Origin of the sequence: Neorhizobium alkalisoli, from assembly GCF_002968635.1 — a bacterium.
GTDB lineage: Bacteria > Pseudomonadota > Alphaproteobacteria > Rhizobiales > Rhizobiaceae > Neorhizobium > Neorhizobium alkalisoli.
This window is the reverse complement of the sequence record NZ_PVBN01000002.1, coordinates 119,420-132,164: the sequence shown is the minus strand read 5'-3', so window position 1 is coordinate 132,164 and position 12,745 is coordinate 119,420. Positions and strand designations below refer to the sequence as shown.

10 protein-coding genes are annotated in these 12,745 nt (G+C 62.7%); 2 read left to right on the top strand and 8 right to left on the bottom strand.

Going from position 1 to position 12,745, the window contains the following annotated elements; all coding sequences use genetic code 11:
* Nucleotides 1–456: 456 nt before the first annotated feature.
* Nucleotides 457–1,323 (bottom strand): NmrA family NAD(P)-binding protein, encoded by an 867-nt coding sequence (locus C5L13_RS05140; protein WP_105382201.1) that lies wholly within the window; start codon nt 1,321–1,323, stop codon nt 457–459.
* Between the two features lie 115 nt (nt 1,324–1,438).
* On the opposite strand from C5L13_RS05140, the gene C5L13_RS05135 reads away from it, so the two are divergent.
* Complete coding sequence (locus C5L13_RS05135) at nt 1,439–2,584, top strand: amidohydrolase (protein WP_105382200.1); 1,146 nt, start codon at nt 1,439–1,441, stop codon at nt 2,582–2,584.
* A 171-nt stretch (nt 2,585–2,755) separates the two neighbouring features.
* Here C5L13_RS05135 and C5L13_RS05130 read toward each other — a convergent pair whose 3' ends face one another.
* From C5L13_RS05130 to rpiA, 6 genes are all read right to left on the bottom strand, one after another.
* A complete protein-coding gene (locus C5L13_RS05130; protein WP_245423252.1) occupies nt 2,756–4,135 on the bottom strand; it encodes a DUF2778 domain-containing protein in 1,380 nt (459 codons plus the stop codon).
* A gap of 309 nt (nt 4,136–4,444) precedes the next feature.
* Nucleotides 4,445–5,071, bottom strand: coding sequence for a cysteine hydrolase family protein (locus C5L13_RS05125; protein ID WP_105382199.1), 627 nt, complete (start codon nt 5,069–5,071; stop codon nt 4,445–4,447).
* A 202-nt stretch (nt 5,072–5,273) separates the two neighbouring features.
* On the bottom strand, nt 5,274–6,647 hold the full coding sequence (locus tag C5L13_RS05120) for a class II 3-deoxy-7-phosphoheptulonate synthase (protein ID WP_105382198.1): 1,374 nt from the start codon (nt 6,645–6,647) through the stop codon (nt 5,274–5,276).
* A gap of 201 nt (nt 6,648–6,848) precedes the next feature.
* The gene (gene gor, locus C5L13_RS05115) at nt 6,849–8,237 is read right to left on the bottom strand and encodes a glutathione-disulfide reductase (RefSeq protein ID WP_105382617.1); all 1,389 of its coding nucleotides are present in this window, start codon (nt 8,235–8,237) and stop codon (nt 6,849–6,851) included.
* A 109-nt stretch (nt 8,238–8,346) separates the two neighbouring features.
* Complete coding sequence (locus C5L13_RS05110) at nt 8,347–9,051, bottom strand: DUF2059 domain-containing protein (protein ID WP_105382197.1); 705 nt, start codon at nt 9,049–9,051, stop codon at nt 8,347–8,349.
* 18 nt (nt 9,052–9,069) lie between these two features.
* Entirely contained in the window at nt 9,070–9,765 is a 696-nt protein-coding gene (rpiA, locus tag C5L13_RS05105; protein ID WP_105382196.1) for a ribose-5-phosphate isomerase RpiA, read from the bottom strand.
* Nucleotides 9,766–9,945: 180 nt separating this feature from the next.
* Here rpiA and C5L13_RS05100 point away from each other — a divergent pair, with 180 nt between their 5' ends.
* Entirely contained in the window at nt 9,946–10,659 is a 714-nt protein-coding gene (locus C5L13_RS05100) for an HAD family hydrolase (protein WP_105382195.1), read from the top strand.
* Nucleotides 10,660–10,706: 47 nt separating this feature from the next.
* Here C5L13_RS05100 and C5L13_RS05095 read toward each other — a convergent pair whose 3' ends face one another.
* A complete protein-coding gene (locus tag C5L13_RS05095) occupies nt 10,707–12,641 on the bottom strand; it encodes a L,D-transpeptidase family protein (RefSeq protein ID WP_105382194.1) in 1,935 nt (644 codons plus the stop codon).
* Between the last annotated feature and the right edge of the window lie 104 nt (nt 12,642–12,745).

Here is a 12,745-nt window from a genome sequence, read left to right as displayed (position 1 = left end):
TCTTAGATCCCTAGCCACAGGTAATAAGCTTCACTTTCCTCGACATGCACGACTGACTCAACAACCGAATGCTGACGATAGTACAGAGTGCTGGAACCTAGATCTCGGAAACGACGTTAGAGGACATATCGAGAATCGAGCTGATTCACGAGCAGACTCATAAAATTCTGCATGAATTTTCCTTGTTCGGACAAATTCCCGATCGAAATGATGCCCCCTCGACAGTATATACTGTTCTTCAATCTATGCGGGTTGACCATCAATGGATGTGGAACCGCTTCTGGCAGCATGCGATACTTATTAACGGAAATATACTATTCGTAAATATGGGCAACACAGATCAACATGAATGCCCGACAATAATAAAACATGAAAAACTCCTGCGCGAAGATATTCATTTAGACTTTGATCCAGATTGCCTAGCCGATTTCTCCGGAAAAATTGACTGGGCCGATTTCAGTCACGAAGATATTTTGGTGACATCTCCAGATATCTCGTGAGCCCCACCCTCCCCCTCCGCACCTTGCTGATCGGCGGCACGGGGGTGTCCATCGCGAGGGCCGTCATGCCGGTATAGGATTTGGCGGCTTTGGCGGAGAAGCCGAGGGAGCGGTAGGTTTTTTCCCATCTCTCGGGCGGCGTGGTGATGACCTTGACGGACCTTTCGAACCGGTCCGAAAGGGCGGCCGCGACATCGGCCGGGGTGTAGCGCTCGGGGCCTTCGACGTAGAGCAAGCGGGTCTCGCCGGCGGGCTCGGTCATCAGGTCGGCGGCGGCCTCTCCCAGATCCTCAGGCGCCACCATCGGCAGGCGGAAATCCGCCGGAAAGAGCGTGTTGAGCACGCCCTTCTCCCGCGCCGTTTCAAGGCTCATGTCCCAGTTGGTCATGTAATAGGCGGCACGCAGGATGCTTGCCGGGATCGGCTGGCGTTTCAGGCCTTCCTCCAGCTCGTAGAGTGTGCCGAGGTCGCCGATCTTCTCACCCTTGCGGGCGCCATAGGTGGAATGGCCGACGATCTTTTCGAGACCTGAGCCTTCGATCGCCGCGAGGATCGAGGCGATGGTCTTCTTTTCCTCGGCATCGGTGTCGGTATTCGGTGCTGCGGGAGGATTGATGGCGTAGAGGCGCCGGCCGCGCCGGAAGATGCGGCGGAGCGCTCCGGTGTCGTGGATATCGGCGACCGCCACTTCGGCGCCGAGCTGCCGCAGCCTTTCCGCCCTGTCGGCATTGCGCGCAACGACGGTGACCGCTTCGCCGCGCGCAAGAAGTGCTTTTGCCGCCGCCGAACCCACGTGCCCCGTTCCGCCGAGAATGATGTGCATCACTGCCTCCTGAGGTTTGCGATGAAAATCGCTTGAGCTCCTCCTTGTTCCCCACGGCTTGCGGCTTTGCCTCTGCCCGGCTACCTCTCTTTCAGCACGGCATCGAGGAGGCAGCATGTATCTTACCAATCACGACCTGATCGAGCTCACCGCATGGCGGCAGAAGCTGCATGCGATGCCGGAGGTGTCCGGCCACGAGATCGCGACGGCTGCCGAAGTGCAGGCTTTTCTTGCCGGGACGAACCCGGACCGGGTGATCTCCGGCCTCGGCGGCACGGGCGTGGCGGTGATCTACGACAGCGGCGCGCCCGGGCCGACGCTGCTCTTCCGTGCCGAACTCGACGCTTTGCCGATCGAGGAGACGGGCACGCCAGTGCACCGCTCGCGACTGCCCGGCAAGGGCCATATGTGCGGCCATGACGGCCATATGGCGACGCTTGCAGCACTCGGACGCCAATTCGGCCGGGAGCGCCCGGCGCGCGGGCGGGTCATCCTGCTCTTCCAGCCGGCCGAGGAGACGGGTGCGGGTGCGGCTGCGGTGATTGCCGACGCGCGGTTCGCCGAGCTTTCGCCCGACTACAGCTTTTCGCTCCACAACATGCCGGGCCTGCCGCTCGGGCACGTCTGGCTGAAGGACGGCATCGCCAATTGCGCCTCCCGGGGGCTGAAGATCAGCTTTTCGGGCCGCACCGCGCATGCCTCCATGCCGGAAACCGGCATTTCGCCCGTGCCGGCGGTGGCGAAACTGATGCCCGCGCTGGCGGCGCTCAGCAAAGGCACGATCGGGACGGAAGACCTGGTTCTGGCAACCGTAACGCATGCCTCGGTGGGCGAACCCGCCTTCGGCATTGCGCCCGGTCATGCCGAAGTCTGGGTCACACTCCGAACGATGACCGACGACCGCATGGAGGCGTTGACGCAGGCCGCAGAGAGCCTGGTGCATGAAGCCGCAGCGGAAAGCGGGCTGCAATACATGCTGGAATATCACGACATCTTCAGCCATTGCGACAACGCCCCGGAGGCCGTTGCCCTGCTGAGGGCTGCGATGGATTCGGAAGGTGTGTCGCACGAACCCGGCGAGGCGCTGCGCGCTTCGGAGGATTTCGGCCGCTTCGGCCAGGCTTCGAAATCCGCGATGTTCTTCCTCGGCGCCGGCGAGAACTCCCCCGCGCTTCACAATCCTAACTACGATTTTCCGGACGACCTGATCCCGATCGGAGCGAGGATTTTCATGCGCGTTGCACGCGACATTCTAGGCTGAAGAAACGGGAGCCGGCCGGTCTTCGGCGACCGGTCAGGTCATTCAGCGGCGCATTGCCTGTTCATGGATGCCGATCCCCGGGTCAGACCCGAAGATCCAGATGGAAACAGGCGACGGATGCTTCTGGCTTCAGTCGAAACGGCAGCTTCTACGTCGGGTCGCCGGACCGGATCAGGCGTCGCTGCCGCTGAAGAGCTTGGCGATGAAGTTGTCGCCGCCGCCACCGCTGCCCGGGCGCTTGCCGTCCCACTTGGGCACGATCACCATATGGGTGATTTCGCCGCGCTGGAAGGCTTTCAGGAAGCGGTCGTAGTCGGCAAAGGCCACGCAGCCGTGCGAGTCGCCGCGCACCCGCAGCAGAAAGCTGTGCGCCAAAAGCCCGGTGCGGTTCTGCGGATGCCTGCCGTCGACCGAAGTCAGGCGGATCGCGGCCACCCCGTGGAACAGCTTTTCGCGCATGGACAGCTTGTAGGTGCCGGCAGGCGTCGGTCCGCGCATCTTCACATGCGTGAATTTCGGGTTGTCGCGCATGCTGCCGATGCCGGAATGGGCCTCGAGCTTGGTGCCGTTCGGCATGTGAACGACGGCGTTGCTGATGTCGTAGATCGCGACCTTGGTGCCGATTCCCGGCCATTTCGGTGCAGGACCCGGACGCGCAGGCGTGTCGCGCATCGGATTGTCCGGCTTGGCAAAGGCAAGCGCCGTCGGCTTGTCGTCTTCGGTAGGCTGGGCCGGCTTCTGCGGCGCGACGGCGGCAATCGCGGCGAGCGCATTCGGCTTGGCCGGCTTGCCCGCCAGGGCGGTCGACGGGCGGATGACCGGAAGCGGGCCGGCCTTCGGAAGCGCCTGGGCTTCGGCGGGCGCCGGTTCTTCGGTCACCTCGACGGCAGCCTCTTCCAAGGCGTCGGCATTGTCTTCGACAGCCGTTTCCTCGAGCGCGGCCATCTCGACCGGCTTCATGTCCTTCAGTTGCGCAACGGAGGTGGCGGGCGCGACATCCTGAATGAGATCCGGCATGGCGTCATCGCCACGCGGCGCCACGACCACGAGGCTCTGCATGGCAGGCGCGAGTGCGGCACGGATGGCTTCCACGCCGGGGCGGCGCGTTGCAAGGGCTGCAAACTGCTTTTCGCTCTCGGCGTGACGGTTGGCCTTGGCGAGCACCGCCCCGAGCATCTGCCGGGCGCTCGAACGATCCGGCTTCAGCGCTTCGAGCGCCGCGACATCGGCACCGGCGAGGCGACCGCTTTTCGGGCTGGCCGGAGAGCCGTCGGAAAGGCGGGAAAATTTGGAAACGTCGATCTCGCGCTCGGCGGGGACGGCCGGCGCCGCAGCCAAAGCCACCGGCTGCGCCAGGGCGATCTCGAACTTGACGTCGGTGGTGGATTTGACCGCAGTCGCCATGGTGACCACGGAGGCGCCGACAAGCGTTACCATCGTCAGCCCGATGCCGACTGCGACATTCGTCAGGAGAGAGCGGGATTTCTTGCGGCGCTGTGGCGCCTTGCGTGCCTGTTTGCCATTCGCGGAAGCCTGGACCGTACGCACCATCACTTGTTACCCGAACCGTTACCCACACAGGCGGAGAACACTTGCGCGTCGCCGCCGTTACAACCGAGGCAGGACACAGCTGAAGAAGATGTGTACCGGTCACTGCCTGAGGACTGCCGGTGAGAATGAACGATTATGGTAACCAATGTCTTTACGCCCGCCCCGATTTGGTTTCGGTGGTGCACATAAAAGCGCATGCCGCCAGAAGTTTAGCCGAAATATGGCGTTAAGGTGTTTGTGGTATGCGAAACTGTGACAGTCAATACTTGGGCAGCCGCGCGAGGGCGGGAATCCCCAGCAAGTGTTGCCTTATTGCCGCATTGAGCCGACAATCTGTGCCACATCGGACATGATCGCGTCCCCCATAAACCCAATATTTTCCATGGCCCGCTCCGCGGCTTCAGCGTGCCCCGCTCCGCAGGCGTCGCGGATGACGATCGGGACGAGCCCCAGATCGCATCCGTGGCGGACGGTCGGATCGATGCCGATTTCGGTCGCCACGCCGCAGATCGCAAAGGAGCTCAGGCCGAGATCACGCAGGATGATAGCAAGCGGCGTGCCTTCGAAGGCGGAAAAGGTGATCTTGTCGAGAACCGCCTCGTCGGCGGTCGGCTCCAGTTCCGGGGCGATGGCAAAGCCCGGCGAATCGCGCAGGAACCACGGATGCACGGCATCGGGATCCTCGGTCCGCTGCCAGGCCATCGCCTGGCGCATCTGGAACTGCCCCATCAGCGGCTTGGGCATCGACAGGTGACGAAGAAAGATGACCGGGAAACCGGCCGCGCGCGCCGCGTCCAAAACGGTCTTCACCTTCGCCGTGATGACCGCGCCCTCCTTGAGCTGGCGCAGGATGCCGACCTGCATGTCGTAGACGACGAGCGCCATCCGGTCCGGGCGACAGAAATCCTGAAGCGTCCTGCCAATATTCCGCGCCATCGACCACCCTCCCGTTTTTGTTCCGGATGGCTCAATAGCAAAGAAACGGAAGCGGCGCGATAGGCTACCGCACGACCGGTGTTCCTGCATCTGCGACGCAGGACGAAAGAGGAATCGGCGCGAAGCCGTCCCCGATCCGCAATCGAACCGACGGCCCGGACCGTCGAGGAAACGTTCCGGGCCGCCGGAAAAGGTGGTTCGCTCAGCCGTTGACGACCATGCGCTTCTCGTCGCGGCCGCTCTTCATCCGCTCGGCGAGCAGGAAGGCGAGTTCGAGCGCCTGGTCCGCGTTGAGGCGCGGGTCGCAGTGGGTGTGATAGCGGTCGTGCAGGTCCTCGGCGGTGACGGCGCGGGCGCCGCCGGTGCATTCGGTCACGTCCTTGCCGGTCATCTCGACGTGGATGCCGCCCGGATGGGTGCCTTCTGCGCGATGGATCTGGAAGAAGCTTTCTACTTCCGACAGGACGCGCTCGAAAGGCCGCGTCTTGTAGTTGTTCAAGGTGATCGTGTTGCCATGCATCGGATCGCAGGACCAGACGACCTTCTTGCCTTCCCGCTCGACGGCGCGGATGAGCTTCGGCAGGCTGTCGGCCACCTTGTCGTAGCCAAAACGGCAGATGAGCGTCAGCCGGCCCGCCTCGTTGGTCGGATTGAGCGCGTCGATCAGCTCGATCAGGTTGTCGGGCTGAAGCGACGGGCCGCATTTGAGGCCGATCGGGTTCTTGATGCCCCGGAAATATTCCACATGCGCATGATCGAGCTGGCGCGTGCGGTCACCGATCCAGATCATGTGGCCCGACGTGGCGTACCAGTCGCCGGAGGTCGAATCGACGCGGGTCAGCGCTTCTTCATAACCAAGCAGCAGCGCTTCGTGGCTGGTGAAGAAGTCCGTTTCGCGCAGGCTCGGATTGTTCTCCGAGCTGATCCCGATCGCCTGCATGAAGTCCATGGTTTCGCTGATGCGATCGGCGAGCTTGCGATAGCGCTCGCCCTGCGGGCTGTCCTTTACGAAGCCCAGCATCCACTTGTGGACGTTTTCGAGGTTTGCGTAGCCGCCCATCGCGAAAGCGCGCAAGAGGTTCAGGGTCGCGGCCGACTGGCGGTAGGCGTCAAGCTGGCGCTCCGGGCTCGGCGTGCGGGCGTCCTTGGTGAACTCGATGCCGTTGATGATGTCGCCCCGGTAGGACGGCAGTTCCACATCGCCCTGCTTCTCGATGTTCGACGAGCGGGGCTTGGCGAACTGTCCGGCGATGCGGCCGACCTTCACCACCGGCAACTGTGCGCCGAAGGTCAGCACTACGGCCATCTGCAGGAAGGACCGGAAGAAGTCGCGGATATTGTCGGCGCCGTGTTCGGCGAAGCTTTCGGCGCAGTCGCCGCCCTGCAGGAGGAAGGCATTGCCTTCCGCGACATTGGCGAGCTGCTTCTTCAGGCGGCGAGCTTCACCGGCAAAGACGAGCGGCGGAAAGGTCGCGAGCTGAGTTTCCGTCGCCGCCAGCGCCGCCTCGTCGGGATATTCCGGGACCTGCTGGATCGGTTTCTGCCGCCAACTGCTCGGGGTCCAATTCTGTGCCATCTCACTCACCTGTTACGGCCCGGCCGAGCCGGGCGATCGCCCTTAAAATAGGGGCGGCTTATAAACCTTAATAGAGGGTTTGCATAGCCGCCCGAGGCCCTAGAGCATTTCCGTCTTTCTGCGAGTCACGGAGGTGCTCTGTCTTTTCGTTTTGACGCAATTCCGGACGGAAAACCGCTTCGCGCTTTTCCAGGAATTGCTCTAGATACGCTCGCCGTCTCTGACCCGATAGCTCGGATTATACATCGTGACGAGTTCTTCCGCTGCCGTCGGATGGACGGCCATTGTACGATCGAAATCGTCCTTGGTCACGCCCGCCTTCAGGGAGATACCGAGAAGCTGGGCCATCTCGCCTGCATCATGCCCGAGCACATGGGCGCCGACGACCTTGCGGCTTGCCGCGTCGACCACCAGTTTCATGATCATCTTCTCCGCCCGCCCGGAAAGCGCCGCCTTCATCGGGCGAAACTCGGCACGATAGACTTCCAGTTCCGGATAGCGCTTGGCTGCCGCCTCTTCCGACAGACCGACGGTGCCGATCTCCGGCTGCGAGAAGACGGCGGTCGCGATCAGGTCGTGATCAGGGGCCGTCGGATTGTCCCTGAAGGCCGTCTCGATGAAGCACATGGCTTCGTGGATCGCCACCGGCGTCAGCTGTACCCGATCGGTGACATCGCCGAGCGCATAGATATGCGGGACGCTCGTGCGGGAATATTCGTCGACGACGATCGCCCCACGCTCGTTCACCTCCACGCCCGCCGCTTCCAGCCCAAGGCCGGTGGTGTTCGGATCTCGGCCGAGCGCCAGCATCACGGTATCGACCGCGATGGTTTCGCCGCAAAGCGTCCTTGCCACGAGGCCCCCGGCGGGCGCCTTGGTCACCTCTTCGATGACATCCGTCAGCACGATGCGAATGCCTTTTTCGACCATCGCCTTGTGCAGGCTCTGGCGCATGTCCTGGTCGAAACGCGACAGGATCTCCTTGCCGCGATAGATGAGTGTGGTGTCGACGCCGAGGCCATGGAAGATGTTGGCGAATTCGACTGCGATGTAGCCGCCGCCCGCAATCAGGATCGAGCGCGGCAGTTCAGGCAGATGGAAGGCCTCGTTCGAGGAGATGCAGAGTTCGTGTCCAGGCAGCGCCACATGCGGATTGGGCGCTCCGCCGGTCGCGATGACGATCTTTTCCGCCGTCACCGTCGTGCCGGTTTTCACCAGCCGCACCGTATGGGCATCGACCATTTCGGCGCGGGTTTCGAGGATCTCGGCGCCGTTGTTTTCGAGGCCGCGACGATAGAGGCCCTCGAGGCGAGCGATTTCCTTGTCCTTGGCAGCGATGAGCTTCTTCCAATCGAAGGTACTCGTCCCGACTTCCCAGCCGTAGCCCGCGGCATCCTCGAAATGTTCATGATATTGCGAGGCGTAGACGAACAGCTTTTTCGGCACACATCCGCGGATGACGCAGGTGCCGCCGAAGCGGTATTCCTCCGCGATCGCCACCCTCTTGCCGAGCGACGCGGCCACGCGGCCGGCCCGCACTCCGCCCGATCCGCCGCCGATCACGAACAGATCATAATCATAGGCGGCCATGGCAATCTCCTTCATGCGGCGGGGTCGCCCTCATATAAGTTCCCGCTCTGAAAAGCAAAAGCCCGGATCGCTCCGGGCTTCGACAAAATCATCAATCCGCGAGAAGCCCTCAGGGCTTCGGAGCGGGTGCCGGGGCCGGCTTGGCGGCGGGTGGCGGAGCAGGCTTGGCCGGGGCCGCAGCCGGAGCGGCAGGCTTTGCGGGTGCTGCCGCCGGAGCCGCAGGCTTGGCCGGGGCTGCAGGCTTTGCCGGTACGGGTGCCGCCGCCTGCGCTTCAGGCTGCGCCGGATCGACAACCGGTGCCTGGATCGGCGTCGCGTCGATGATGCCGCGCAGCTTTTCCGTGCTCTGATTGGTCAGATCGCGGGAAATGCCATTTGCCCAGATTTCGGCGGCCTTGCCCATTTCGCGGGAAACGAGCGGCTGGGCGGTGAGAAGCTTCTTGCCGCCTTCGGTGTTGAAGAAGGCAGCGATCGCCTTCAATTCGTCGATCGAGAAGCTCTTTGCGTAGATGGTCGCGGCTTCCTTTTCGAGGTCGGCACGGCGCGGCGCAAGCGCCAGCGCCTGTTCGTCCACCACGCTGCCAATCTGTTCCTGGAAGTTCGGAGAGGCCTGGATATACTGCGCCTTCAGCCGCTCAGCGAGGTTCGGCAGGATATTGTCGTAACGATCCGTGACGTTCAGCGAAGCGATCGCTTCCCGTGCAGCGGCAAGCTGGGCCTCCGACACTTCTTGAGCGCGGGCGGATACCGTAAGGGCGCCGGAGAAGAGAACCGCCAATGCGGCGGCACGGCCGAGAACCGCGAATCTGATCATAAGTTGGTTGCTCCTAGTTTACTTCGCCTTAAGCGTCCGCGCTCCTGCCGGACCGGCAATGATCGCAAAGGACGCCATATGGATGAACAGCCCGTGTTCCACGACACCGGGAATGGAATTCAGCTCCCTCGAGAGAGCCTCTGCATCAGGAATGCGGCCAAAAGATGCGTCGAAAATATGGTGGCCGCCGTCCGTCATGAAGGTATCGTCGCCCGATTTGCGGAGCTTCAACTCGCCGCTGAGGCCAAGCTTTGCCGCCACTTTTTCGATCGCGATACGGGTCGCAGCCTCGCCGAAGGGATTGACTTCGATCGGCAGAGGAAAGGCGCCGAGCATCTCGACGAGCTTGCTCTCGTCGGCAATGACGATCATGCGGCCCGACGCTGCGGCGACGATCTTCTCGCGCAGCAGTGCTCCGCCGCCGCCCTTGATGAGGGTCAGGTTTTCATCAACCTCGTCGGCACCATCGATCGTCAGATCGAGTTCCGGAAGCTCTTCGAGCGATTTCAGCGGGATCCCCAGCTCGACGCAGAGCCTGGCCGTGCGTTCGGATGTCGGAACGCCTTCCACCCTCAAGCCTTCATGGACCTTTTCGGCCAGCAGCCTCACGAATTCCTCGGCCGTCGAACCGGTGCCGATGCCCAGCCTCATGCCGTCCTCGACATATGCCAGTGCAGCCTCGGCCGCCTTGACCTTCATTTCTCGGGCGTCCATCCGCCACAAGCTCCCCGCTGTTTTCGCCGAAACGCTGTTTACACGCCTCCTCCCGCAAACGAAAGTCCCCTCTCCCGGTTTTGGACCGGCTTTTAAGGCGGGCGCGAATCTCGCATATTTGCTTTTCGCAGTCGCATTCCTTAAGGCGGGCAATGTCCCGACACAATTTGCGAGGTTTCATTGACCGCTCCACTCGTCATTTTCGACCTCGACGGCACCCTGATCGATACGGCGCCGGATCTGATCGACAGCCTCAATCATACGATCACAGGGGCCGGACTTGCTCCTGTCACTTTCGATGATCTGACGCATCTTGTCGGCCAGGGAGGACGGGTGATGATCCGGCGGGCCTTCGATCTGAGGAAAACGCCGATCGACGAGCGGGAAACCGACCGACTGTTTGCCTATTTCATCGACCACTACAAGAACCACCTGCCGGGCAAGAGCCGCCCCTATCCGGGCATCATCGACTGCCTCGACCGTCTGGCAGATGCCGGCATGCGGCTTGCGATCTGCACGAACAAAATCGAGCAGCTCGCGTTTCCGCTGATGGAGAGGCTGGGTCTTTCCAAGCGATTCGCGGCGATGACGGGCGGCGATACGTTCTCGGTCCGCAAGCCGGACGGCCGCCATATCCTCGGGACGATCGAGCGGGCGGGCGGCGACCCTGCTCTGAGCGTCATGGTGGGCGATAGCGTCAACGACATCATGGCGGCCCAGAATGCGGGCGTTTCCTCAATCGCGGTCGATTTCGGCTATTCGGACGTGCCCGTCCAAACCCTCAATCCGGATCACGTGATCAGCGCCTATGACGATCTGACCGCGGATGTGGTGCGTACGCTGATCGGCCTCGAGGCGAAGCGGGCGGCCTTGGCCAAACAGGCGGCCAAATAACAAGGGCGGCCTGCGGCCGCCCTTGATCCCTTAAAAAACGCCCTGCGTCAGATCTGTGCTGCGCGAACCTTGGTGGTTGCCGCAAATGCCTTCAACATCGCCTCGTCGCGTCCATAGACGTCATCGAAGAACTCCACCTTGCCGTCCTTGTTCGGCCAGGCGGTGAAATAGGAGACGTAGACCGGGATCTTGGCGGGGACCTTGGCGGCGACGTTCTGGCCGGCGGCGATCCGCGCATTGATATCCTCGATCGTGGTGCCCATCACGGCAGCGGCCATCTTGCGCGGTTCGGCAAGGCGTACGCAACCATGGCTGAGCGCCCGCATGTCGCGCTGGAAGAAGCTCTTCGAGGGCGTGTCATGCATGTAGATCGCATGGCTGTTCGGGAACAGGATCTTCAGGTCGCCGAGCGCATTGTCGCTGGACGGCGGCTGACGCACGGAGACATTCTGGGTGGAACCGTACCAGTCGACGCTGCTCGACGAAACCGCCCGACCATTGACCGAGACTTCGTAGCCGAGCCGGTCCAGGTAGTTCGGATCCTGGCGCAGATGCGGCAACATCTCGTTGATGATGATCGACTGCGGCACGCCCCAATAGGGGTTGAATTCGACCGTCTCGATCTGGTCCTGGAAGAAATAGGTCTGGTTGGACCGGGAGCCGACGACCACGCGCATGGAAAACTGCTCGACGCCGCGGTCGTGGTAGTAGACCTGGAAGGCCGGCTGGTTGATGAAGACATACCGCTGCCCGAGATCGTTCGGCAGCCAGCGCGCCTGTTCCATGGCAACGACCACCTTGCCGATCCGGTCCTTGGACGTATGGCCGATCATCTTGCGGACGGTGGCGGCGCCGATGACGCCATCCGGCTTCAGCCCCACCTCGGCCTGGAAGGTCTTCACGACCTCGACGAGCTCCGGCGTGTAGTCAGGCGTCTGCTGATAGGAAGCGAGCGTCGCGGCATGTTTGGTCTTCAGCGCATCGGAGCCGGTGTGCTGAATGGCGGCGATGATGCCGGCCATGTCCGGGCTGCTCTTGCCGGGTTTCAGGAGAAGATTGTCCGGCAGCGAGACCTGCGGGCCATTGTCGATGGCTTCTGCACGCAGTGTCGCAAGCTCGGCCTTCAGGGCCTGGAAATGCGCGCTCTGCGGCGCGAGCCCCTCCAGATAGGCGGCAGCGTCCGTCCCCTTCTCCGCAAAGGGGAGGACCAGCGACAGATTGACGTCCTTGCGCTTGAAGTCGTGATAGCCGGAAATCCGGTTGGGATCGATGCGTCCGCGCAGCATGTCCTGGGCGAAGGTCAGCACCTTCGCCGACAGCGCCAGCTCGAACTGCATCAGCGCCCGGTCGTGGCCATCGGCGGGCGAAGCGGGCGACGCATCGGAGGTCACGACCGGCGAACCGGAAGCGGCCGGGTCGGCGACGCTCGCCGTCGTCAGGGTCGGCGGGGAAAGACGATAGTCGGTCGTCTCCAGACCGTAGTCCGCCGCCCGCTCGAAAAGCGCGAGAACGCCCTTGGCCTTCTCGTTGATATCGCCATCGGACACCCAGATCGGCTGGGCGGTCTTGCCGTAGAAAGCCTCCAAGGCTGCGGCGATATCGGCCGGCGCGGAGATTTTTGCCTCGGCAAGCAGACGCGACGCGTCAGCCGCGGAGGACGCCGCAAAGCCTGCCGTCTTCACGGCGCGTTCGGCATCGGGCTTGTAGGTATAGTAGCGAGGCCCCGAAACCTTCGGCAGCGGCTCGGGATCGGCTAGCGATCTCTCGCTCGGCATGGCGGAGCGTCCGCTACCAACGCCGGGCAACCCGTTGTCGGACTGGCCTGCCCTGCCCGCACCGGGGCCGCCACGCAGGATGTCCATGAGGGTCAGGGCGTGAGCGGGGGCCGTCATCCCTGCGAAGATCGAAATGCCCGAAGCGAGGGCCAGTACGATCGAAGTCTTCTTGTGTCTTTGCTGCAATGTCGTCCCCGTCACGTGCATCCCGCGCCTGGGTTGCGGGCCTTGAATATATATCACGCCATCTAGCCGATCGCGTAAGGGATGGAAAGAAACGCCGGACCGGTCCGGCGGGATCCCCGGCGCCA